The 23,286-nt window shown below is 50.7% G+C and carries 21 protein-coding genes; 13 read left to right on the forward strand and 8 right to left on the reverse strand.

Annotation, left to right across the window (positions count from 1 at the left end; genetic code table 11):
- Positions 1-24: 24 nt before the first annotated feature.
- The 7 genes from HRU78_08860 (at position 25) to HRU78_08890 (ending at position 6,438) form a co-directional block, all read left to right on the forward strand.
- Positions 25-366: an iron-sulfur cluster assembly accessory protein gene (locus HRU78_08860; GenBank protein QOJ23749.1), complete on the forward strand. Its 342-nt coding sequence runs from the start codon at positions 25-27 to the stop codon at positions 364-366.
- Between the two features lie 130 nt (positions 367-496).
- The gene (gene sufB / locus HRU78_08865) at positions 497-1,933 is read left to right on the forward strand and encodes a Fe-S cluster assembly protein SufB (GenBank protein ID QOJ23750.1); all 1,437 of its coding nucleotides are present in this window, start codon (positions 497-499) and stop codon (positions 1,931-1,933) included.
- A complete protein-coding gene (sufC, locus tag HRU78_08870) occupies positions 1,930-2,727 on the forward strand; it encodes a Fe-S cluster assembly ATPase SufC (protein ID QOJ23751.1) in 798 nt (265 codons plus the stop codon). Before sufB ends, sufC begins: the two co-directional genes overlap by 4 nt.
- On the forward strand, positions 2,724-4,028 hold the full coding sequence (gene sufD / locus HRU78_08875; GenBank protein QOJ23752.1) for a Fe-S cluster assembly protein SufD: 1,305 nt from the start codon (positions 2,724-2,726) through the stop codon (positions 4,026-4,028). The genes sufC and sufD overlap by 4 nt, the downstream gene beginning before the upstream one ends.
- A complete protein-coding gene (locus tag HRU78_08880) occupies positions 4,025-5,284 on the forward strand; it encodes a cysteine desulfurase (protein QOJ23753.1) in 1,260 nt (419 codons plus the stop codon). The genes sufD and HRU78_08880 overlap by 4 nt, the downstream gene beginning before the upstream one ends.
- Positions 5,284-5,763, forward strand: coding sequence for an SUF system NifU family Fe-S cluster assembly protein (locus tag HRU78_08885; protein QOJ24987.1), 480 nt, complete (start codon positions 5,284-5,286; stop codon positions 5,761-5,763). Before HRU78_08880 ends, HRU78_08885 begins: the two co-directional genes overlap by 1 nt.
- 114 nt (positions 5,764-5,877) lie before the next feature.
- Entirely contained in the window at positions 5,878-6,438 is a 561-nt protein-coding gene (locus HRU78_08890) for a NifU family protein (GenBank protein ID QOJ23754.1), read from the forward strand.
- 62 nt (positions 6,439-6,500) lie between these two features.
- Here the strand turns inward: HRU78_08890 and HRU78_08895 are convergent, their stop codons facing one another.
- The 4 genes from HRU78_08895 to HRU78_08910 form a co-directional block, all read right to left on the reverse strand.
- On the reverse strand, positions 6,501-7,064 hold the full coding sequence (locus HRU78_08895) for an elongation factor P (GenBank protein ID QOJ23755.1): 564 nt from the start codon (positions 7,062-7,064) through the stop codon (positions 6,501-6,503).
- 82 nt (positions 7,065-7,146) lie between these two features.
- Positions 7,147-8,280 (reverse strand): elongation factor P maturation arginine rhamnosyltransferase EarP, encoded by a 1,134-nt coding sequence (gene earP, locus HRU78_08900; protein ID QOJ24988.1) that lies wholly within the window; start codon positions 8,278-8,280, stop codon positions 7,147-7,149.
- 57 nt (positions 8,281-8,337) lie between these two features.
- On the reverse strand, positions 8,338-9,111 hold the full coding sequence (locus tag HRU78_08905; protein ID QOJ23756.1) for a DUF4126 family protein: 774 nt from the start codon (positions 9,109-9,111) through the stop codon (positions 8,338-8,340).
- A gap of 64 nt (positions 9,112-9,175) precedes the next feature.
- On the reverse strand, positions 9,176-9,616 hold the full coding sequence (locus HRU78_08910; GenBank protein ID QOJ23757.1) for a universal stress protein: 441 nt from the start codon (positions 9,614-9,616) through the stop codon (positions 9,176-9,178).
- A 483-nt stretch (positions 9,617-10,099) separates the two neighbouring features.
- Between HRU78_08910 and HRU78_08915 the strand changes: the two genes are divergently transcribed.
- Positions 10,100-10,927 (forward strand): SH3 domain-containing protein, encoded by an 828-nt coding sequence (locus tag HRU78_08915; protein QOJ23758.1) that lies wholly within the window; start codon positions 10,100-10,102, stop codon positions 10,925-10,927.
- Between the two features lie 176 nt (positions 10,928-11,103).
- Here the strand turns inward: HRU78_08915 and HRU78_08920 are convergent, their stop codons facing one another.
- On the reverse strand, positions 11,104-12,741 hold the full coding sequence (locus tag HRU78_08920; GenBank protein QOJ24989.1) for a diguanylate cyclase: 1,638 nt from the start codon (positions 12,739-12,741) through the stop codon (positions 11,104-11,106).
- A 62-nt stretch (positions 12,742-12,803) separates the two neighbouring features.
- Positions 12,804-13,229: a group III truncated hemoglobin gene (locus HRU78_08925; GenBank protein QOJ23759.1), complete on the reverse strand. Its 426-nt coding sequence runs from the start codon at positions 13,227-13,229 to the stop codon at positions 12,804-12,806.
- 220 nt (positions 13,230-13,449) lie between these two features.
- Between HRU78_08925 and HRU78_08930 the strand changes: the two genes are divergently transcribed.
- Complete coding sequence (locus HRU78_08930) at positions 13,450-15,060, forward strand: NAD-dependent malic enzyme (GenBank protein ID QOJ23760.1); 1,611 nt, start codon at positions 13,450-13,452, stop codon at positions 15,058-15,060.
- A gap of 30 nt (positions 15,061-15,090) precedes the next feature.
- Here HRU78_08930 and serB read toward each other — a convergent pair whose 3' ends face one another.
- Both serB and HRU78_08940 read right to left on the reverse strand, forming a co-directional pair.
- Positions 15,091-15,921: a phosphoserine phosphatase SerB gene (gene serB, locus HRU78_08935; protein QOJ23761.1), complete on the reverse strand. Its 831-nt coding sequence runs from the start codon at positions 15,919-15,921 to the stop codon at positions 15,091-15,093.
- A gap of 192 nt (positions 15,922-16,113) precedes the next feature.
- Positions 16,114-17,580 (reverse strand): GGDEF domain-containing protein, encoded by a 1,467-nt coding sequence (locus tag HRU78_08940; GenBank protein ID QOJ23762.1) that lies wholly within the window; start codon positions 17,578-17,580, stop codon positions 16,114-16,116.
- Between the two features lie 321 nt (positions 17,581-17,901).
- Here HRU78_08940 and HRU78_08945 point away from each other — a divergent pair, with 321 nt between their 5' ends.
- The 4 genes from HRU78_08945 (at position 17,902) to HRU78_08960 (ending at position 23,174) form a co-directional block, all read left to right on the forward strand.
- Positions 17,902-19,398 carry a leucyl aminopeptidase gene (locus HRU78_08945; GenBank protein QOJ23763.1) on the forward strand — a complete coding sequence of 499 codons (1,497 nt, stop codon included), beginning with the start codon at positions 17,902-17,904 and terminating at the stop codon, positions 19,396-19,398.
- A gap of 121 nt (positions 19,399-19,519) precedes the next feature.
- Complete coding sequence (locus HRU78_08950) at positions 19,520-19,948, forward strand: DNA polymerase III subunit chi (protein ID QOJ24990.1); 429 nt, start codon at positions 19,520-19,522, stop codon at positions 19,946-19,948.
- A 31-nt stretch (positions 19,949-19,979) separates the two neighbouring features.
- Positions 19,980-20,327, forward strand: a complete 348-nt coding sequence (locus HRU78_08955) for a hypothetical protein (GenBank protein ID QOJ23764.1) — start codon at positions 19,980-19,982, stop codon at positions 20,325-20,327.
- Positions 20,328-20,411: 84 nt separating this feature from the next.
- The gene (locus HRU78_08960) at positions 20,412-23,174 is read left to right on the forward strand and encodes a valine--tRNA ligase (protein QOJ23765.1); all 2,763 of its coding nucleotides are present in this window, start codon (positions 20,412-20,414) and stop codon (positions 23,172-23,174) included.
- The last annotated feature ends 112 nt before the right edge of the window (positions 23,175-23,286 follow it).

A 23,286-nucleotide genomic window follows, 5' to 3' on the forward strand; every position in this document is an offset into this window, starting at 1 on the left:
CCAAATTGAGAAGATTGAATTGTTATGTCCATTACCTTAACTGAAAATGCCGCAAGACATATCCGACAGCAACTTTCAAAGCGCGGAAAAGGTTTTGCGTTGCGTGTCGGAATCAAGAAGTCCGGATGTTCGGGATTTTCTTATACTTTCGATTATGCAGACGAGATCACATCAAATGATCAATTATTTGAGTCCCATGAGGCAAAAATTGTTGTAGATACGAGTAGCCTGCCATATCTCGATGGTTCTCAAATTGATTTCACCAAGGATGGTCTCAATTGCTCTTTCAAATTTATCAATCCGAATATTGACAATACATGCGGTTGCGGTGACAGCTTTAGTATAAAAGAAGCTGCTAAGCTTTAATCAATAGCGACTTCAATGGTGTATTTTGTTGAAGAAATTTACCTAACCAGACGCTCGGCAATACAAGATTTTATTAAGTTGCCAGTTTAAACATAAATAAAAGATATTAATAAAGAAGGAAGAAAACCAAATGAGTGCCGTATTGCAAAGTCTGGTTAATCAACCGTATAAGCATGGCTTCGTCACTGATATTGAGTCCGATATTGCACCCAAAGGACTGAATGAAGACATCATCCGGTTAATATCGGCCAAGAAAGATGAACCCGAGTGGCTTTTGTCATTCCGTCTGCAAGCCTATCAAAAATGGCTGACTATGACCGAACCTGAATGGCAGAATGTTCATTACCCTAAAATTGATTTTCAGGCCATCAGCTACTATTCAGCGCCAAAACCGAAGAAAAAGCTGGCCAGCATGGATGAAGTCGATCCCGAATTGTTACGCACATTTGAAAAGCTCGGGGTACCGATGCACGAACGCGCAGCATTGGCCGGAGTGGCGGTTGATGTTATTTTCGATAGCGTTTCGGTTGCTACGACTTACAAGCAAAAACTTGCGGAAGTAGGCATCATTTTCTGCTCTATTTCCGAGGCGGTGCATACGCACCCGGAGCTTGTGCAAAAATACTTGGGTACTGTCGTTCCGATCGGCGATAACTATTTCGCAGCCTTGAATTCCGCGGTATTTACCGACGGCTCTTTCTGCTTCATTCCGAAAGGCGTCAAATGCCCGATGGATTTGTCCACGTATTTCCGCATTAATACCGAAGGATCCGGGCAATTTGAAAGAACCCTGATCATCGCCGAAGAAGGCGCTTCCGTCTCCTATCTCGAAGGCTGCACTGCACCGCGCTTCGACACCAATCAATTGCATGCAGCCGTTGTTGAGTTGATTGCACTGGACAATGCGGATATCAAATATTCGACAGTGCAAAACTGGTATGCCGGTGATGAGAAAGGTATCGGCGGCATCTACAATTTTGTCACCAAGCGGGGACTGGCAAAAGGCGCCAATTCCCGTATCTCCTGGACACAAGTGGAAACCGGCTCTGCCATCACTTGGAAATATCCGTCGTGCATTTTACGCGGCGACAACTCGGTCGGTGAGTTTTATTCCGTAGCTGTCACCAACAATTACCAGCAAGCGGATACCGGCACCAAAATGATTCACATCGGAAAAAATACGCGCAGCACCATCGTCAGCAAAGGCATTACCGCAGGTCACTCAAACAGCAGCTACCGCGGGCTGGTGCGTATCGCCCCGATGGCGGAAGGCGCTCGTAACTATTCGCAGTGCGATTCCATGCTGATCGGCGATCAATGCGGCGCGCATACTTTTCCCTATATACAAGTGCACAATAATAGCGCCACGGTTGAGCACGAAGCTTCCACCTCCAAGATCGGCGAAGATCAGCTTTTTTATTTCTCGCAACGCGGCATCGGCGCGGAAGAAGCTGTTTCGATGATCATCAACGGTTTTTGTAAAGACGTATTCCAGCAACTGCCGATGGAATTTGCCGTTGAAGCCACCAAGCTCCTAAGCTTCAAACTGGAGGGAAGTGTCGGATGATTATTGAAAACAGTCCAACTATTCTTTCGGTTCAGGGATTGCGCGCCAGCATCAATGGCACAGAGATTCTGAAAGGTATCGATCTGACGGTCAAAAGTGGGGAAATCCACGCCATCATGGGTTTAAACGGCTCGGGGAAAAGCACTTTTGCCAAGGTGCTGGCCGGCCATTCTGCCTATGAAGTGACCGGTGGAACCATTCAATTTGAAGGTGAAAATTTGCTGGAATTACCGCCCGAAGAGCGCGCCCGCGCTGGGCTATTTCTCGCTTTCCAGTATCCCATCGAAATTCCGGGGGTCGCCAACACGCAATTTCTACGCCTTGCTTACAATACCGTGCAAGCGCAACGCGGCAAAGAAGAGCTCGATCCGCTCGAGTTCGATGACTTTGTGCGCGAGAAAATGAAATTACTGGAAATGAAGCCTGATTTTCTGGATCGCAGCGTCAATGAAGGTTTTTCCGGCGGTGAGAAAAAACGTAACGAAATCCTCCAAATGGCATTACTGGAACCTAAGCTGAGCATACTCGACGAAACCGATTCGGGTCTCGATATCGATGCACTCAAAATCGTCGCCAACGGTGTCAACCGGATCACCCATAAGGACAATGCCACGATTCTGGTAACCCATTATCAACGCCTGTTGGACTATATCGTGCCCGATTTCGTGCATGTCATGCAGGCAGGCCGTATCGTCATGACCGGCGGCAAAGAACTCGCGCTGGAATTGGAAACACGCGGCTATGATTGGATCAGCGCCAATAAGCAGCAAGCGATGGCTGGGGTTCGCGCATGAGCGAAGCAACCCATCCGGATTACCTCGAGTGCCTGCTGAAATCCTGGCAGGCAAAACCTGCCGAGCCGCTCTCTTGGTTGAATCAATTACGGGCGCAAGCCATTGATCGGGTCAGCACACAAAAATTACCGACCAAGCGCGATGAGGAATGGCGTTTCACGGACATTTCACCGCTCGCCCGCCTGCCCTACCGTCCGTCGCAACCGGATCCGAATCTGCACATTCAGGACATTCAGCATTTATTTCTGGATGAGGTGAAAAACCGCCTGGTATTTGTTGATGGTCATTTTTCCCGGCAATTATCGGTCATCACCAATCCTGATTTCACGATAGGCAACTTGCCCGAGCTCTTATCCACGCATGCGTCAGTCCTGGAATCTCATCTGGGCCAGTATGCGCGATTTGACAACAACGTGTTTACCGCATTGAATACCGCTTTCTTGCGTGATGGCGCGGTAATTATTGCACCTAAAAACACCGCCGTCGCCGAACCTATTCACGTACTGTTCATCGCGACACAAAGCGAGGTTACTCATTATCCGCGCTGTTTGTTGATCGGAGAAAGCGGCAGTCGGGTCACGTTGATTGAAGATTATGCAGCACTGGGAAAAGCTGCCTACATTACCAACACGATCACCGAGATCAGCCTGGCTGCCAATGCTCATGCCCAGCATATCCGGCTACAACGTGAGAGCACGCAAGCTTTTCATTTGGCCAACTGCGCGGTATCGCTCGCCCATGCCAGCAATTATCAATCGATCAGCATTGCGCTGGGATCGCGCATATCGCGTTATAACCTGGATGTCCGTTTAACCGATGAAGCGGCCGAGTGCGTTGTTGACGGACTGGCTGTGATTTCGGATCACCAGCTGGCGGATACTCATACTTGCATCGATCACAGCAAACCGAACGGCACGAGCCATCAGCAGCATAAATGCATTGCCGATGATACGGCACACGCGGTATTTAATGGAAAAATCATCGTACGCCCTCATGCGCAGCGTACCAATTCGTCGCAGTCCAGTCGTAACTTGCTGCTGAGTAAAACAGCGCAAGTGGACACCAAGCCGCAACTGGAGATTTTTGCCGACGACGTTAAATGTTCGCATGGCGCCACGGTCGGACAGCTCGATCAGGAAGAAATTTTTTATCTGCGCAGCCGCGGTTTGTCAGAAAAAGCTGCACGCAATTTATTAACTTATGCGTTTGGCGCTGAAATCATCAGCCGCATTCCGGTAACATCGCTGCGCCAGCAACTTGAGCAAGCGGTTCTCGATCAAACGCAAAGCAACTCACTATGAATTCAGCCAATACTTCTTTGAAACCCGAAATTTCCTCCAGCTTTGATTGGGAAAGGATTCGTGCCGACTTTCCGATTCTGCAACTCAAAATAGACGGCAAGCCGCTGATCTACCTCGATAATGCGGCTTCGAGTCAAATGCCGCAGCAGGTTATCGACCGGCTGGTGCGGTATCAAACGACGCAGCACGCCAATATCAACCGTGCTGTTCATTATCTGTCCGAAGTTGCCACGCTGGAGTATCACAACGCACGCTGCAAGTTACAGCAGTTCATCAATGCCCGTGAAGACCGGGAAGTCATCTTCACCAGCGGCACGACTGATTCCATCAATCTGGTCATGCACGGTTACGGGCGGAAATTTATCAAGGCAGGCGATGAAATCATCCTGACGACGCTGGAACACCATTCCAACATCGTCCCTTGGCAAATGCTTGCAGAGGAAAAAGGCGCAAAAATCCGTGTGGTGCCGATCAATGACAAAGGCGAACTTGAAGTTGACGAGTACGAAAAACTATTCAATGAACGTACCAAATTCGTCGGCCTAATCCACGTATCCAATGCGCTCGGTACGATTAATCCGATCAAAGGCATGATCGATTTTGCACATCGCCACAGTGTGCCGGTGCTGATCGACGGTGCTCAGGCAGCGCCGCATATTCCCATTGATGTGCAAGCGCTCGATTGTGACTTTTACGCTTTTTCCGCGCACAAACTTTGCGGCCCGACCGGGGTCGGCATTCTTTATGGCAAAGCAACTCTGCTCGAAGCGATGCAGCCTTTTAAAGGTGGCGGCGATATGATTTCCTCCGTGACGTTTGAAAAGACGACTTACAATACCATTCCGCATAAATTCGAGGCCGGTACGCCGCCCATTGCGGCTGCGATAGGTTTCGGCGCTGCGGTCGAGTATTTGACCGCCATTGGAATCGAGCGCATCGCTGCTTACGAATTCGACTTGCTTGAATATGCAACCAAGCGCCTCAGCGAAATGCCGGGTGTCAGAATCATTGGCACAGCCGAAAAAAAAACAGCGGTCATCTCTTTTACCATCGATGGAGTCCACCCGCATGACGTCGGTACCATTCTGAATCAGGACGGCATTGCCGTTCGCACCGGCCATCATTGCGCGCAGCCCATCATGCAACGCTTCAATGTGCCGGCTACTTCGCGTGCTTCATTTGCTTTTTACAATAAAAAAACAGAAGTCGACGCCTTGGTTACCGGCATTAAAACCGTACAAAAGATTTTTTTATGATGCATACGAATTCACTGTATCAAGAAGTCATCCTTGACCATAACCGTAAGCCGCGCAACTACGGCAAGCTGGATCATGCCAATCACCATGCCGTCGGACATAATCCGTTATGCGGCGATCGCCTGGATATTACGCTGCAACTGGACAATGATCAGATCAACAACATTGCTTTCCAGGGTGAGTCCTGTGCCATCTGCAAAGCATCCGCTTCGATGATGACATCCGCGGTCAAGGGAAAATCCCGTGCCGATGCGGAAACATTGATTCATGAGTTTCGCGAATTGGCGACCGGAAAGCTGGACATCAGCCAACCGAATCACCTGGGCCGGTTGACAGTTTTTTCCGGTATACGGGATTTGCCGACACGCGTCAAATGCGCCATTTTGCCCTGGCATACGTTGCACGCCGCATTGAATTCAATCACCAGCGCATCGACCGAAAGCACCGAATCTGCTCCGCCGATGCCGGATAACGCATAGTTTGACAGCTTAACACTCAGCATCCGACTCGCAGCCATGTTGACTCGATTCCGTATTGCCGCTCGAGATCGTTGCACCGATTAACCGCAGGATTCAATATTACGAAAAATCAAAATGCCGAAAATTGCTGATATTGAAGGTACACCGAACAAAAACGCCTTGAAGTTCATCCTCAAGGAGCCTCTGACGTGGGGCGTTGCACGCTCGTACGACAATGCCGAAGCCGCCAAGGATGATCCGTTGGCTGCTGCATTATTCGACATCGATCATGTCACCAATGTTTTCTATATCGACCAATGGATCACCGTCACGCAAGACGGAGAAGCCAATTGGCAGGATCTGGCGCGCGAGATCGCCGATCCTATCCGCGCAGCACCGGCCGCCACCGCGCAATCCGCTGAAACGGTCGCTGCAGCCAACAACGAGCTGGCTAATCTCAGTCCGGAAGATCAAGTGCGCTTGGAAAAAATCAATGTCCTGCTGGATGAAGAAGTACGCCCTTATCTGCAGCACGATGGCGGCGATCTGCATATCCTGGGATTGGAAGGCAACATTCTGCACATCCACTATCAAGGTGCATGCGGCACGTGTCCCAGTTCGATATCCGGCACACTGCGAGGAATCGAGAATATGCTAAAAACCATTGAACCCGACATTCAGGTTGTCGCGATCTAATAAATACATCAATAAAAAAGGTGGCATGAGCCACCTTTTTTATTGGCGCATCCAAACAGTGATCAAACGCGTTTTCTGAATTCGTTGTTGTGCGGATCAATTTCAATTTTGTCGCCGATTTCCACGAAGGCCGCCACCTGGATTTCAAAACCGCTTCCCACCAGTTTGGCCGGTTTCATGATTTTTCCGGTCGTATCGCCCCGCACTGCAGGCTCGGTATATTCAACCTCACGCACGATCGTATTGGGTAGTTCAACAGAAATCGCTTTGCCATCATAGAACGTTACCTGACAAACATCCTCCATACCATCGATTAGGTAATTCAGAACATCCTGCATATTGTCCGCTTCCACTTCCACCTGATTATAGTCAGCATCCATGAAAACATAGAGCGGATCGGCGAAGTAGCTATAGGTACAGTCCTTTCTATCGAGAACGACCAAATCGAATTTCTCATCCGCCTTGTAAACCGTCTCTGTCGTGGTACTGGAAAACAAATTTTTCAGTTTCATTTTAACCACCGATGCGTTACGGCCAGATTTGGTGAATTCTGCCCGCTGCACAACCATCGGGTCATTACCGACCATCACGACGTTACCTGAGCGGAGTTCCATTGCGGTTTTCATATCTTTATCAATTCCAAAGTTAAGTTAAAGCGAAGTCGATGTTGTTTCTACAGTCGCCAGCATCAGATTCAAAAGGGCGGAATTATAGCCGATTTTCAGCATATTGCACCAGATTGGATGCAAGATCGATTTGTCCGGTTAGCTGTAAAACCCATTTTTTATTACACTGCGTCAGAGACTCGCGTAAACCCAGGAAGTTCAGCCAGACCGTATTATTCATTTCATTCCCTCCGTTCCAGCAAACCCAAAGGTCTCGCACTGCGGCCACGACTTCCACCGGCATACCGGCCGTATAGAGCGCAAGAAAAGCATCCAGCTTTTTCCAATGCGCTTCTTCCGCTTGCGGATAAATATTCCAAATAAACGGATTGATAGCCCACTGCGCGCGTACGAAGGAATCTTCGCCACGCACAAAATTAATATCGCAGCTCCACAGCAACCGGTCATAATCGGTTTGCTCCAGGAATGGAATGATCTGCACGGTTAATTGTTGCTGTTTAAACAATCCGTTTATCCGCACTGCATGACCCAATGAGGTTGCAATGCGATCGGCCGCATTGCCTTGCGGCACGATCAACAGAACCGGTGCCGAAGACTCGGACAATATTTGCACCAGCTTTTCAAGCGGCGCAGTATCGTAACAAAACAATGACATGCGTATCTCATCGGAGCGGCGCCCCAGTATGCCTTTTCGCTGCAAAAATACCTGTTCTGCCGCAGCATCAAACGCTTCCCGCTGTGCCATCAAATGCTTTTCCCGCAACAATCCACCGGTACCAGGTACAAATCCCGGAAAGAAAAATGTTTTGGTTAAAGAAAAGCGCGGATGCGGTGAAGGCAGGCCATGGTATTGCACTACCCAAGGCTCGGCACTGAGGTATTCCAGATTGATCCAAACCGGTTGCTTTTTCCTGCGCAGCATTGCAGTAATGTAAGCACCCGGCAATTCGCAGGCAAATGTTTCTATCACCACGTCAGCCGGTTCAACCTCCGGAAACACCGGCCGCCAGAGACAGATTTCAATTCCCAGCACGCTTTGCCGCTGCATGCCGGAATTCACATCCGGCGCAATACGGGAAAAAGACATCAAATCATCGATCCACAACCGTACGATTTGATGGTGATCCTGCGTCAGCTGTTTTGCCAACCGCCAGCAAACCCCAATGTCGCCGAAATTATCGACAACCGTGCAAAAAATATCCCAGCGGGGCGGCATACGGTTTTGCATCAGGAAACATACTTTCTATGAGTCACACCGCTCAACCGGATCGGTTCAATGATTGCTTTCTTTCAGGATTCTCTCTTTCTGCCGCTCAAATTCCTGTTCCGTCAGAGTCCCCTGATCGCGCAGTTTTTGCAGCCGTTCCAGCGTCGATAACCCGTTATAATTCATCCCCGGTATAGGCATATCCGATTGATTGGGCGCTTCCGGCTCGGTTTTTACCAAACCGAGAAATCGGCCTATTTTAGCAAACAGTGCTTTTATCAAACGCCATAACTTAGGCAGCAACCAAATGGCCAGCCCCAAAAAAACAACCAATAACACCAGAAAAACTTCCGGGTGTTTTAACGCAGTCCACATCCCTGAAAATACCAGGAAATCGCCCGTGAGCGAGGCCGACCAATTGGTAAAAGGTTCCGGCGACGTATTGATCAGCAGTCGCGTACCCGTCTTGGTCACATGACTCGTTGCCGCCATGCCGCCGCCCAAAATGCCCGCTGCAATCTCCAGCGCCGGCGTCACATCGCCCACGGCGCCGGCGGCCAGCATGGCACCGGCTGGAATGCGAACAAACGTTTGAATGGAATCCCATACGGAATCCATTCCCGGTATTTTGTCGATAAAAAACTCGATGAAATACATGACTGCAGCGGCGCCGATCACCAGCGGATCCTCCAGAACCGCCAGCTCCGAGGGCAAATCGATATGACCGGTTGAACCGCCCCAGCCCAGCACCAGCAAAACCGCGTACAGATTGATGCCGCTCGCCCAGGAAACTCCCATCATCAGAGCGATCGTCGTTAACAATGTCTCATAATTTTCCATAATCCGATTTTCTTGACTGAAAGACGCTACGATTCAATTTCCGCATGTAGCTTTTTGTAACTCATCAACCGCCACGAATCAGCAGTACCGGAATATGCGCAGTGCGCACCACGCCTTCCGCAACACTGCCGAGCAACATATGGCTGACACCGGACCGGCCGTGCGTACCGATCATAATCAAATCCGCCTGATTATTCTTCGCTTCGGCCGTAATGGCGTTGGCAATTCGCCCACCATGCGCTTCCAGCAATTTTGTCTCAACCGTCACTCCAGCTTGCTGCAGTTTCGTTTGCGCTTGTGCGAGTATTTTCTTGCCGCTGCCTTTCATGGCATCGACCAGTTCAGCGTAATTCAGATAATTTTCGCTATCAAAATACCAAATATCCTCGAGAACATGCACGACCTCCACTTGTGCATTCTGCTGCTGCGCAAATTTGATCGCTTCATCCAATGCGCGCTCGGATGTCGGACTACCGTCCACCGGCAATATTATTCGCTGATACATGTCGTCTCCCTACAAGGAATGAACTTGGTAAAGCTCTGAAAAACTACTGCGCCGATCATACGGCATTGAAATCAGACTCAAAATGCGCATTGTCCACTTGCAAGCTACGCTTTTTCACCTGATTTCGCTTTGCCTGGCCGTCACTCGCCACCTTTTTCCGAGTTTCCTTAGAAGCTTCCCGCAATAAAACAGGTGATCATTTGTCCTCATCCTGTCATAGCCGCATTGTATTTTGAAATGATAAAAATGCCTACTGCGAATCGCTTTATTCCGCTATTGCCGAATACCTGGAAAACCGGCCGATTCTTGGGTACACTTAATTTTGGCTCATTTCTCTCCAGGAATAAGCGATTGCTTTACCAGTCATGGCAAATTAACGAAAAATCTTACTTTCTCCATGGATGAGTTAAAACAACCGCAATATTAGATTTGTGCAAGAGGTATCGATACAGATACAGCCATAAAAACTACCGGGAAAATAATATGCTGAATAAATCAGGGTGGCAGAGCAATAAGACAGTGCAATTTCCGTTCCGGATGACATCACGATGCATGTTAAAAGGTCCCCGCCTGTTATTGCACCGGTTGATCCTCATCACGATCGCTCTGATTCTTGCCGGATGCGCTGCCCAGGAGCAAGTGCCCGCCCCGGTTATCGAAACGATGCCGATACAATCGTCGCAGGAAGAAAATTTGAGAAAGGAAATCGCCCACTTGAAAAAACTGCTCGCGGAAAAAGACGAGCTGATCAAGAATCAGCAAATACGCCAGCAAAATCAAGCACTCGCACTAAAGGAAGTCAATAAGGAAGCCACCCGGACACAGGTAAAATTGCACAGGCTTGCAACCAAACCCGGCACGGCCTCTGCCATCGCGGAAACCGAAGTAGCGCTCGCAAACCTGAAGCAAACCAAAGTTCCTGCAGCGGATCAAGTGCTGCAAATTCAAGCGAAGCATTTGGTGGAAGCGGCTTCCATGCTCTATGCAAAAGATCAATACGCCTCTGCCATGAATTATATAGCGCAGGCCAAACAATTGATCAGCTTGATAACAACCCCTAATCACAAAAGAACGGTCAATGACAACAGCGCGTTGCTCGAATTTCATACACCGATAAAGTTATACACCAAGACTAATGTCAATTTGCGCAAAATGCCGGGCGCTCAGGCGCAATTATTAGTCACCCTGAAAAAAAATACACCGGTCATGGCGAATGCCAGTCAAGGCTCTTGGTTGCGCGTACAGGTTGATGAAAAGCAAGGCTGGGTTCTCAATACCGGTCTTGAAGCGGGTAAGAATCACAACCACTAGCACAGGCCAGGGGAAGCTCTGAAAAACTACTGCGTTTGACCATACCGCGTTGGAATCAGGTTCAAATGCTCATTCATCACTCAAACTGCACTTTCTCACCTGATTTCGCCTTGTCTGGCCGTTCTCGCTACCTTTCTCGGAATTCCCCTAATGTTGCAGATCGTTTGTGTAGACAATCATTCAGTACTTTCCTTGGCTATCGCCCCGGATTCCGGCTGCACGCTGTAAACTTGATCGCGTCCGGATCGCTTGGCCTCATAAAGAGCACCGTCGACTCTGGATAACAAGATGGTCAGCGAAATGTCTTCCGGCTCGCTTTGAATGACTCCGATACTGAGCGTCACCTTGAGTGTTTTATCGATCGTGCTGCAATGCACGTTGGCCGCATGCGCCCGGATGCGCTCCGCAGTCTTCAGCGCCTCATTGATCGCGGTGTCGGCCAGGATAATAATGAATTCATCGCCGCCGTAACGCGCGGCAAAATCAACGTTGCGGATCGATTGTGCGATCTTTTTCGCAACCCCTGCAATGATTTCATCGCCAGCGACATGGCCCAGGCTATCATTCAGCGTTTTGAAATGATCGACATCGATCATCAGCACGGAAAATGGACGTTTGTTCCGCTCATACCGCGCCAGCTGATCATTGATGATGGCGTTCAGCTTATTGCGGTTAAACAATCCCGTCAGGCTGTCGGTGACCGATAGCGTTTCCAATAGCGCGTTCTTTTGCTGCATGGCGGCGCTGGCTTCCTCGATCTTAGCCTGATCCTGGCGCAACTGATCGGTCATCTGATTGAACATTTGCGTCAACTGACCCAGCTCGTTACGCTGTGTGCTTATCAATTCAACGTTAAGATCGCCTTGCACAATTTTTCCGGTGGCATCGATCAATTTTCTCAAAGGCACGACAATCGTATGACTCATTTGGAAAGCAATGACGGCGACCACCAAGATAATGATACTGATCAGACCAACAAATAAATTGCGCTGCTGCTCCCAAAAGGCATAGATCAATCGATGGCTTCTGGTTGCAATGATAGTGATCAGCGGCTTTTCCGATACGTAAGCCAGCCCCGCAACTTTTTCCTGCCGTGGCCCCTGAAATATTTCATATTCCCCCGGGTGATCGCGCAGCCGCTTTAGTGCATCGGAATCAAGCGATACCGGGCTATCCGGATTGACAATGGCGACATCGCTGGCCAGCATGATGTAGCCGTCCTTATCCAGCAACAGAACATCGCCCGGCGGTGATTTGACCTTATCCTTCAAATTCGGCTGGATGTCATGCAAATCGAACGTCACGATCAATGCACCCAAAATAAAGTCATCCACCGACAAGATGGGAACCGCGATACTCAGTATGGCTGTTGCATAACCGGCATTCCACTGCGGCGGCGCCACCACCTCGCCTTGCGTTGATGCGTCTTGCGGCCAATTCTGCGAGAGCTTGACCGGAAAAGGCGTTTCCATGTTGCTGGCGACCACTTTTCCGTCGACATCGACGACGGTTAATTCCAGCACGGTCTCCAACCGTTTATGCACGGATTTCAGGTACAGCTCCAATGCCTTTCGTTGTGTGATGAACTTATTCTTTGTCGATTGACTTTCCAGCGATAGCCCTTCAATCAGAATCTTGGAAGTCGCCAATTCGCGAACCGCGAGGATTTGCTCCTTGATCCATAAATCCAATTCCCGGCTGGCATAATTAGCCAAAGCACGCAACTCACGAGCGACATTCTCGTTGATCATCGTTTCGTTTTGCTGAAACGACAGGATGCCAAGCGCCAACGAAGGAATCAGCGTGGCTAGAATGGAGAAAACGATAATCCTGCTTTTGATGCTTCTCAATATCGATCCCGTGAAGTCATGAAAAACTACGCAGTATGAAGCACAACCGGCTGTTTATCTGGGTAATTGCTCATTTGATAACCTTGCCACAACCGGCCGGCGATAAACGTGGCAATGGCATTGGCCTGCTGCTGCAAGTCCGGGTTACCCAATTCTTCGGTCGTTTCCCGGAAAAGCTGCAGCCAGCGTTCAAACAACGCTGCTGAAAGATCGGGTAAGGCAATATGCTTCGGCATCGGCGCACCGCGGAACCGGCTGGTGCCGCGCAACTGTGCCGACCAGAAATTGATCATTTGCACGAAATGCGCATCCCAGTCGATGACATGCGCTTCAAAAATAGGCCCAAGCCCGGGATCTTTCCGGGCTTTTGCGTAAAATGTATGAACCAGGGTTGCGATTTCTTCTTCGCTATATAAACTGGGATCGGGCATTGGAAAGTGTGATTGACTCATAGATTGAAAACCTCTCAGTGCTGGTTAAAAATGATCTTTATGATAACAAAACAGACTATAACGATGTTTCACCGATAAAGCTGAAAAACGTTACCTTATGATGGAAACTAGTTTATCTTCGGTCTTCTGGATTGTCCAACTTTGCAGCAAATTAAGCGGCTTGATATCGAACTGACCACAGCAAAGTCCGCAAGATAATAGTGCGGAAGGAGGAAACAAAATGAAAAACTTGTACGGCAAAGCATTACTGGTTGATCCGGTCTGCACCAAATCGACGGCGTTTACACGCGAAGAACGGGAACGCTACGGCCTGCGCGGATTACTGCCTTACGAAGTCGCCACGATGCAAAAACAGATAGTACGTGTGCTGGACAACATGCGCTGCAAAAGCAGTGCGATAGAAAAATATATCTTTCTGAATGCCCTGCTCGAGCGCAATCAACGGCTTTTTTACCGCACCATGATCGATCATATCGAAGAGATCATGCCGCTGGTTTATACCCCGACGGTCGGGGAAGCTTGCAAGGAATTCGCGCATATCTTCAGAAAACCCCAAGGTTTCTACATCACCCCCGAAGATCACGGGGAAATCGCCACGATTCTGAAAAACTGGCCGGAACAGGATATTCGCGTCATCGTCGTAACCGATGGCGAACGCATCCTGGGTTTAGGCGATTTGGGCGCCAACGGCATGGGAATCCCGATTGGCAAGGTCGCTTTGTATGTCGCCTGCGCCGGAATTCATCCGGCGCACTGCATGCCGATCATGCTCGATGTCGGCACGAATAACGTGCCGCTGCGGGAAGACCCGCTGTATCTGGGTTACCCTTATCCACGCATCGACGGCGACGCCTATCGCGCCCTGGTCGACGAATTCGTGCAAGCGGTACAAGTGCGTTTCCCTAACGCCGTGATTCAGTTTGAAGACTTCCTGACACCGCATGCCTTTGAATTCCTGGAATGCTACGGTCAGCGGGTACGCTGCTTCAACGACGATATCCAGGGCACCGCCGCGGTGACACTGGCGGGTATCTACACCTCATGCCGCATCAGTGGAAAAAATTTCGCCGATCTCAATATCATGTTCCTCGGTACCGGATCGGCAGCCAGCGGAACAGCGAAATTGGTAGCGGAAGCCTTCTGTCAGGCAGGATTGAGCGAGCAGCAAGCTCGTAAACGGTTATGGTTTATCGGCCGGAACGGGTTGGTCACCGCAGCCAGTGACAATGTCAAAGCGCGCATCAAACCTTTTGCGCAGGAACATGCGGCGTGCAGCTTTGTTGATGCAATCGGCGCAATCAAACCCGATGTGCTGATCGGCGCAACCGGCGTCGCCGGCACCTTTACCGAAGCGATTGTACGCAAGATGGCCACGGTCAATGAACGCCCGGTGATCATCGCGCTATCGAACCCGACCTCGCATACCGAATGCACCGCGGAGCAAGCTTATCAGTGGAGCGACGGGCGGGTGATTTTCGCCAGCGGCAGCCCGTTTGACCCGGTGCGCTACGGCGATACGGTATTCAAACCGGCACAGGGTAACAATGCTTATATTTTTCCGGGAATCGGCTTGGGTGTGTACGCCAGCGCTGCACGGCTGGTAACGCAAAGCATGTTTCTGGCAGCCGCCGAAGTACTGGCAAGCACTGTTACGGAACAGGAAACTGCCAGGGGCTCGGTTTATCCGGTGTTAACCCGGGTGCGCGACGTATCGCAGGCAATCGCGGTTGCCGTTTGCCGCGTGGCGGTCAAGGAAGGGTTGGCGGAAAAAGAACTGCCGGAAGATCCAAGCGGCTATATCAAGTCACTGATGTACGAACCGGATTATTAACCTGGCATTGCGCCCATCCATTTCCCCGGTTCATGCGAACAAATTGGTGACGCCATCCAGCCCGACAAAATCGATCGAATACGTCGCCTGTTGCTTGACGATGGGTTTGGCATGATACGCAATACCGACACCCGCCTCGACCAGCATATCCAGATCATTGGCGCCGTCGCCGATGGCGATGACTTGCTCGCGCTGCAATCCCAATTCGCCGCACACTTGCTTCAATAGTTGTGCTTTGCCTTGCCGGCCGATAATGTCTCCGACGACTTTGCCGGTGAGCCGGCCATCCTCAATCTCGAGCACATTAGCAGCGGCATAATCGAAATCGAGCTTCGTTTTGATGCGCTCGGTGAAAAAAGTAAAACCGCCGGAAATCACCATCGTCTTCAAACCCGATCGTTTTGCCAGCTGCAGCATTCTCTCGGCACCAGGACTCAGCCGGACGCGTTCGTCATACACTTGCTGCAAGGCATCTTGATGCAAGCCGCGCAATAAGGCCGTGCGCCGCGTCAGGCTTTCTTCAAAACTGATTTCGCCACGCATGGTTTGCAAAGTGATGGCCGCCACTTGCGGCTTGATCTGCTGCATGTCGGCAATCTCGTCGATCGATTCGATCGCCAGCAGCGTCGAATCCATATCCATCGCAATCAGTCTGAAATCGGCAAGTTTTCTGCCGGTGTCGACAAAAGCGAAATCCAACTCGGCTTGCGCGCAATAATCCGGCACGGCATCGCAATGAACAGCGTTAGTCAAGCGGAAGGCTTGACCGGTAATCCGCTCGATGCCATCGGCGTGGGATAATTTCGCCAGCTCGCGCAGGTCGCTGTTGTTTACGTCCAATCCTTGGATAATCAAATTCATACGGTTATTAAGTCTATTAAAGGCAGTGTTTCCGGGCTGTAAAGGAAGCTCTGAAAAACTACTGCGCCCGATCATGCTGTGTTGAAATCAGACTCAAAATGCTCATTTACACCTTGTAAACTGCGCTTTTTCATCTGATTTCGCCTTGCCTGACCGTTACTCGCTACCTTTTTCAGAGCTTCCTAAAGGTTATCAGTCGTTTCCGTTCCATTCCATGATGCGGTTCCGTCCCGCATGTTTGGCGGCATAGAGTGCGGCATCGGCCGCTTTAATCAGATCCCGGGGTTCGCGGAAATGCGCCGTATTTTCATAATAACCGGCGACACCGATGGAGGCGGTAATGCGAATGGTGCTCCGGCCATCGAATTTATAGGCGATATCCGCTATCGAATCTTTTAAACGGGCGATCAGATTTCTCGACGCCGCTAGCGAAGTACCTGGAAGAATCAAGGCAAACTCCTCACCTCCGTAACGGCTCAAGGTATCGTCCTGGCGAATTTGGTCGAACACTGTTTTCACCACCGTGGCCAATAATGAATCACCCGCGACATGACCGTAAGTATCATTGACGTTCTTGAAATGATCGAGATCGATAATCGCAATGGTCAGCGGCAAATCGTATTGCAGCGCCAGATTGAATTCGCGCCGAAGCGTTTCATCAAAATAGGTGCGATTATAGGCGCCGGTCAAGCCGTCGCGCTGCGATTTATCTTCCAGATCGCGCATTCTGGAAAGATCGTGAATCATCAGCAACTCTTTGGCTTCAGCCAGAATTCCGCTGACTTCCGACGAATCGTGAATGCTCATTTCGAACAAATCTTCAACCGCTTTCAAGCCGACTTCCATGATTTTGATCACGTCGATGAGAACATTCGCATCAAACCCGAGCCATTTTTGCGCCGCTTCGTTCAATGCGGCCATTTTTTCCGTCTCGTGCGGAAAAAGAAAATAATCGGCCAGATAGCGCGAAACAGCCAGACACGATTGTAGCGTCGGTCCCAGGTTCTTGGGTTCCGGCTGCGCATGGCTATTGATGCAGGATAACGCGATGTAATCCGGAATATGCCATTTCTTCAGCAGCATGTAGCCCAACTCATCGTGCCCTGCGCCGAATGCTTCACGTTCGGCGTGGAGCAAGGCATCGTGATCCGAAGTCGATGCGAACACCTTGCCGTATTCTTCCGGCATGATGACCCAGAAAGCCAAAATGCCGATTTCCTGGATCAATCCGGCCAGGAATAAATCATCCAGGTAATTCAGTTCGAGTTTTTCCCCTAACGCACGTGCGGCAAGTGCCGATGCGATCGAGCGGCGCCAAAAAATCGTATTATCAAAAACCGCAGCGGAATTCGGCAACGTGCTTTTCATTAAGGAATGCGTCAGCGAAAAGGATAAGGCGATGACAAGAACGGTATGCGTACCGAGAATACTGACCGCTTGCCGGATATTGGTCGCAACCCGGCGCGATTTGTATAGCGGCGTGTTTGCCGTCCGCAGCAATTTCGCCGACAGCACCGGATCCAAAGAAATATATTGGCAAACGGTGCCGATATCGGCATCCGGATCATTGGCCATTTCAATTATCTTGACAGCCACCGCCGGTAAGCTGGGCAGTGCCGTGCACTGATACAGCCGTCTTTTCAATGCATCATCAATCACTTATTACCCTTCATGTTAGATAATATCCATATATTATTGAATAATATGCTGATTGTTCATTTTTTTATAAAAGAGATGCAGTATATTAACTTATTTTATTAGCGTCATTTACAATAATTCACCGGCAATTCCCGCCTATTTCCGGTATATCAACATAACTATTCATTTTTTCAACCGGGCTGATGCTATGATGTCGCGTGATTCGCAACGCATTATTTTGCCTGTTTTGTGCCAGGCAATTGCACGATAGCCTGCAGTAACAATCGATTAAATTTATATAAATGATGGCTCGGCAGAGCATTCTGAACGAAGGAGTTCAATGTGGAATTTGGAATAAAAATAGGAACACCGGAAAAACAACGCGGCGCCTGTGCAGTGATCGGTATTTTTGAATCAAGAAAGCTGACGGATTCAGCCAAAGTTCTCGACAAAATCACGCACGGTTACATCAAAAACATCCTTGCGTCGGGCGATATGGACGGCAAAGCGAATACCACGCTGTTATTGCACAATGTACCGGATACGCTGTTCAAGCGGATCTTGCTGGTCGGATTGGGCAAAGAGCAGGAATTCAAGGAAAAATCGTTCTTGTCAGCACTCGGCGCCGCCTTCAGTGCGCTGCAAAAAACAGCGGTTACCGATGCCGCGCTGTTCCTGTCCGATTTCCCCGTTGCCGATCGAACATCCGCATGGAAAGTTAACCAAACCGTCATTACCGCAACCGGCAGCAATTACCACTTCGATCAACTGAAAAGCAAACCGGACAACAATCAAAGCAGTTTACGCAAACTGGTATTGTGCATCGACAACCGCGACGAACTGGCTGCAGGCGAAGAGGCGCTGCAGCAAAGCCTGGCCATCGCGCATGGCATGAATCTGGCCAAGGATTTGGGCAATCTCGCACCCAACATATGCACCCCGACGTATCTCGCCAAACAGGCTAAAGACTTGGGCAAATCCCATAAACTCAAAGTATCCGTGCTGGAAGAAAAGGATATGGAAAAACTCGGCATGGGATCGTTGTTATCCGTCGCACAAGGCAGCGAGCAACCGGCGAAATTGATCGTGCTGGAATACCATGGCGCGGCGAAAAAAGACCATCCGGTGGTTCTGGTCGGTAAAGGCGTTACTTTCGATACCGGCGGCATTTCGCTCAAGCCTGCAGCCGAAATGGACGAGATGAAATTCGACATGAGCGGTGCCGGTAGCGTATTGGGCACATTGCTGGCGGTTGCCGAAATGAAACTGCCGATCAACGTCGTCGGTATCATTCCAGCCACGGAAAATATGCCCAGCGGCAAAGCGACGAAACCGGGCGATGTCGTTACCAGCCTGTCCGGGCAAACCATCGAGATTCTCAATACCGATGCGGAAGGCCGTTTGATTCTCTGCGATGCGCTCACCTATGCCGAACGCTATGATCCGAAAGCGGTGATCGACATCGCCACATTGACCGGCGCTTGCGTCATTGCACTAGGAAACTTCACCACCGGTTTGATGAGCAACGACGACAAATTGGCGCAAGAGCTCTTGGCTGCCGGTGAACTCGCCGCCGACCGCGCTTGGCAGTTGCCGTTGTGGGACGAATACCAGGACTTGCTGAAAAGCAATTTTGCCGACATCGCCAATATCGGCGGACGGGCTGCCGGGACCATCACCGCCGCCTGCTTTTTGTCGCGCTTCGCCAAGAAATACCGCTGGGCCCACTTGGATATCGCAGGCACAGCGTGGAAATCCGGCAAGGATAAAGGATCAACCGGCCGCCCGGTGCCACTCCTGACGCAATTTCTGATTGCGCAGGCCAAAGCGACGAACTGAGCGGATTGTCAGCCTGCTGATTAATTGACGGCACGAAATGTGGACCGCATCTCAAACCGCAGTCGTGAGTTAATCAGCCACAGCAATGCACAGACCGCAATCCAAGCTGGACAAGGAGCCGATGACGCAGGTTTATTTCTACTCGGGCGCGAGCAACAAGTTGCAAACGGCTTGTCGCCTTTGCGCCAAGGCCGTGCAGCAAAAAAGCATGAAGGTACTGATTTATGCACCCGATACAGCCATGCTGGAGCAATTGGATGAACTGTTATGGACTTTTTCACCCACCAGTTTTATCCCGCATTGCACTATCCGTGCGGATAGTAAACTGATCCGTGCCACGCCCGTCATTCTGAGCGACCGTATACCAGCCGATTTGCCGTTTGACGTGTTGCTGAACTTGGATCTGCAACAGCCGCCCTCTTTCGATCAGTTCGACCGGCTGATCGAAATTGCGGATACTTCGCCGGAAGGCAAGCAAGCGGCACGTGCACGCTACCGTTTTTATAAGGAAGCCGATTATCCGATACAGCATTTCAATCTGGATGATTAAGCACCCCCCGAATAACCACTGATTTTTTATCATGAGCGACGATAAAACCGCAGCAAATTCCGATGATGCCGAGATCTTAAGCAAATTCAACAACCTGCTCGGAAAATACCAGAATCAAGGCAAAATCACCGGCACGATGCTGATTGGCAAGGTGTCTGAAACCGGCAAAACATCGTCCAATGAAACCGACCCGATACCGTTGCTGACGGAAGTGGTGACTCTCCATCCCGCCGTGATACAGCGGCAACCCGCCCGCTTGACGCCGATGCGGCAGATTCTCGATGCCGCATTGGAAGAAGCGCAGATCGAAATGGATGCAACAAGCCGGAAAGCATTGGCGTGCGCGCTGGAAAACCGCCTGGCAAAGCAAATCAAATAGCCGTTTTTCTTGTTATCCGCAGCCATACCCCATCCGCTATAATGGCGGCTTTTCCGCTATTCAATACAACTACAACCAAATTCCATGGAACTCGAAAAAAGCTTTGACCCGAAACGCATCGAAGATCGCTGGTATTCCGCCTGGGAGTCGGCCGGGTATTTCAAACCGGGTGCGGCAAATGATCAAGCCGCCTATTGCATCATGCTGCCGCCGCCCAATGTCACCGGCACGCTGCATATGGGGCATGCATTTCAACATACGCTGATGGATGCGTTGACGCGCTATCACCGCATGCTGGGCGATAATACGTTGTGGCAACCGGGTACCGATCACGCCGGCATCGCCACGCAGATTGTTGTCGAGCGCCAGCTGGATCAGCAAAATCTCGATCGCCGCACCATGGGACGCGAAGCGTTTTTACAGCGGGTGTGGCAGTGGAAAGAAGAATCCGGCTCCACCATCACACGGCAAATGCGTCGTCTGGGTACTTCGTGCGACTGGACGCGCGAGCGCTTTACCATGGATGCCGAATTATCACGCGCCGTGACCGAAGTGTTTGTACGCTTGTACCGGGAAGGACTCATTTATCGCGGCAAACGGCTGGTGAATTGGGATCCGGTGTTGCAGACCGCAGTTTCCGATCTGGAAGTCGTCTCGACCGAGGAAAACGGTTCGCTGTGGCATATCCGCTACCCGCTGGAGCAGAAGGATGGCCATTCGACGGAACCGACCGAAGCTTTGATCGTCGCTACCACCCGCCCGGAAACCATGCTCGGTGACGTTGCCGTCGCTGTGCACCCCGACGATCCGCGCTATCAGCATCTGATCGGACGCCATGTGCGCTTGCCACTGTGCGAGCGGACCATCCCGATCATCGCCGATACCTACGTCGATAAGGAATTCGGCACGGGCTGCGTAAAAATCACCCCGGCGCACGATTTCAACGATTACCAAGTCGGCCAGCGGCATCATCTGGTGCCGGTCAATATTCTCACGCTGGATGGAAAAATCAGCGATCTGGCTCCGGTTGACTATCAAGGCATGGACCGTTTCGATGCGCGAAAGAAAATCGTTGCCGATCTCGAAGCGCAAGGTTTCCTGGTTGAAACCAAGCCGCATAAATTGATGGCGCCACGCGGCGATCGTACCAACACGATCATCGAGCCGATGCTGACCGATCAGTGGTATGTCGCCATGGAAGGCTTGGCCAAGCGCGGTTTGGAAGCGGTTGCCAGCGGCGGCATCAAATTCACGCCGGACAACTGGACGCATGTGTACAACCAATGGCTGGAAAATATTCAGGATTGGTGTATTTCGCGGCAATTATGGTGGGGACACCGCATCCCGGCTTGGTACGACGAAGACGGCAACGTCACGGTGGCGCATAATCTGGAAGAAGCGCAACAACTGTCGGGTAAAAGCAATCTGCGACAGGATGACGATGTATTGGATACCTGGTTCTCATCCGCGTTGTGGCCGTTTTCCACCCTGGGCTGGCCGGATGACACAGCGGAATTGAAAACTTTTCTGCCGACCTCGGTGTTGATCACCGGATTCGACATCATTTTCTTCTGGGTCGCGCGCATGGTCATGATGTCACTGCATTTCACCGGCAAAGTACCGTTCCGTGAAGTTTACATCACCGGCCTGATCCGCGATGCCGAAGGGCAGAAGATGAGCAAATCCAAAGGCAACGTGCTCGATCCGCTCGATCTGATCGACGGCATCGCGCTGCCCGATCTGATCGCCAAGCGTACCACCGGTTTGATGAACCCGAAGCAGGCCGAATCGATCGAAAAAAATACCCGCAAACATTTCTCCGATGGCATTCCGGCGTTCGGCACCGATGCCCTGCGCTTCACGTTCGCCAGTCTGGCGTCGCACGGCCGCGATATCAAATTCGACATGCAGCGCTGCGAAGGCTACCGTAATTTTTGTAATAAGTTGTGGAATGCGACGCGCTATGTGCTGATGAATTGCGAAGGCAAAGATACCGGACTGGATGAAACGCTCCCCCTCGCCTACTCCGCTGCGGACCGCTGGATCATCAGCCGGTTGCAGCAGGCCGAGCAAGCCGTTGAACAAGCGTTTACCAATTACCGCTTCGATCTGGTGGCGCGCGAAATTTACGAGCTGGTGTGGGATGAGTATTGCGATTGGTACGTCGAGCTTGCCAAAGTGCAGTTAAACTCGGATCAGGACGCGGCGCAGCGGGCCACCCGCCGCACCCTGGTACGCGTGCTGGAAACCATGTTACGGCTGGCGCATCCGGTGATTCCGTTCATCACCGAGGAATTGTGGCAAACGGTTGCGCCGCTGGCCGGAAAATCCGGTGCCAGCATCATGTGCCAACCCTATCCGGCTGCGGATTCTGCCAGAATCGATCAGCAAGCGATGAACAATATTGTATTGCTGAAAGAATTGGTCAATGCTTGCCGCACCTTGCGCGGCGAAATGAATCTATCGCCCGCGTTGAAAGTGCCGCTGCTTGCAACCGGGGACGTGCAAACGCTGGAGAAACATCAACCATATCTGCTGGCGCTGGCAAAATTATCCGGCATGGAGATTCTGCCGGGTGGATTGCCCGATGCCGATGCGCCGGTGTCCATCGTCGGAGATTTCAAGCTGATGCTTAAAATCGAGGTTGACGTTGCCGCCGAACGGGAACGCCTATCCAAGGAAATTGCACGCATTGAAGCGGAAATCACCAAAGCGCAAACGAAATTATCCAATCCAAGCTTTGTCGAACGCGCGCCTGCCAATGTTGTAGTGCAAGAAAAAGACCGCTTGATGGCGTTTAACGTTAAATTGAATAGCTTGAATGAACAGTTGAAGAAATTGAATTAACTAAGGAAGAATTGATGAAAAAACGCTGGTGGCAACACGCTGAATTGCAGCACTGTCTGTGTCCGGAATATCGTTTGCGTTGGCTGAAAACGTAAGGTTTGCGTTGGCTGAA

It is taken from the genome of Gammaproteobacteria bacterium, from assembly GCA_015709635.1.
Lineage (GTDB): Bacteria > Pseudomonadota > Gammaproteobacteria > Burkholderiales > Nitrosomonadaceae > Nitrosomonas.

Bases quoted from the DNA above. Each gene is read 5' to 3' on its own strand.
- HRU78_08860 (QOJ23749.1), top strand. From the start codon at position 25: ATGTCCATTACCTTAACTGAAAATGCCGCAAGACATATCCGACAGCAA.
- sufB (QOJ23750.1), top strand. From the start codon at position 497: ATGAGTGCCGTATTGCAAAGTCTGGTTAATCAACCGTATAAGCATGGC.
- sufC (QOJ23751.1), top strand. From the start codon at position 1,930: ATGATTATTGAAAACAGTCCAACTATTCTTTCGGTTCAGGGATTGCGC.
- sufD (QOJ23752.1), top strand. From the start codon at position 2,724: ATGAGCGAAGCAACCCATCCGGATTACCTCGAGTGCCTGCTGAAATCC.
- HRU78_08880 (QOJ23753.1), top strand. From the start codon at position 4,025: ATGAATTCAGCCAATACTTCTTTGAAACCCGAAATTTCCTCCAGCTTT.
- HRU78_08885 (QOJ24987.1), top strand. From the start codon at position 5,284: ATGCATACGAATTCACTGTATCAAGAAGTCATCCTTGACCATAACCGT.
- HRU78_08890 (QOJ23754.1), top strand. From the start codon at position 5,878: ATGCCGAAAATTGCTGATATTGAAGGTACACCGAACAAAAACGCCTTG.
- HRU78_08895 (QOJ23755.1), bottom strand. From the start codon at position 7,064: ATGAAAACCGCAATGGAACTCCGCTCAGGTAACGTCGTGATGGTCGGT.
- earP (QOJ24988.1), bottom strand. From the start codon at position 8,280: ATGCCGCCCCGCTGGGATATTTTTTGCACGGTTGTCGATAATTTCGGC.
- HRU78_08905 (QOJ23756.1), bottom strand. From the start codon at position 9,111: ATGGAAAATTATGAGACATTGTTAACGACGATCGCTCTGATGATGGGA.
- HRU78_08910 (QOJ23757.1), bottom strand. From the start codon at position 9,616: ATGTATCAGCGAATAATATTGCCGGTGGACGGTAGTCCGACATCCGAG.
- HRU78_08915 (QOJ23758.1), top strand. From the start codon at position 10,100: ATGCTGAATAAATCAGGGTGGCAGAGCAATAAGACAGTGCAATTTCCG.
- HRU78_08925 (QOJ23759.1), bottom strand. From the start codon at position 13,229: ATGAGTCAATCACACTTTCCAATGCCCGATCCCAGTTTATATAGCGAA.
- HRU78_08930 (QOJ23760.1), top strand. From the start codon at position 13,450: ATGAAAAACTTGTACGGCAAAGCATTACTGGTTGATCCGGTCTGCACC.
- serB (QOJ23761.1), bottom strand. From the start codon at position 15,921: ATGAATTTGATTATCCAAGGATTGGACGTAAACAACAGCGACCTGCGC.
- HRU78_08950 (QOJ24990.1), top strand. From the start codon at position 19,520: ATGACGCAGGTTTATTTCTACTCGGGCGCGAGCAACAAGTTGCAAACG.
- HRU78_08955 (QOJ23764.1), top strand. From the start codon at position 19,980: ATGAGCGACGATAAAACCGCAGCAAATTCCGATGATGCCGAGATCTTA.
- HRU78_08960 (QOJ23765.1), top strand. From the start codon at position 20,412: ATGGAACTCGAAAAAAGCTTTGACCCGAAACGCATCGAAGATCGCTGG.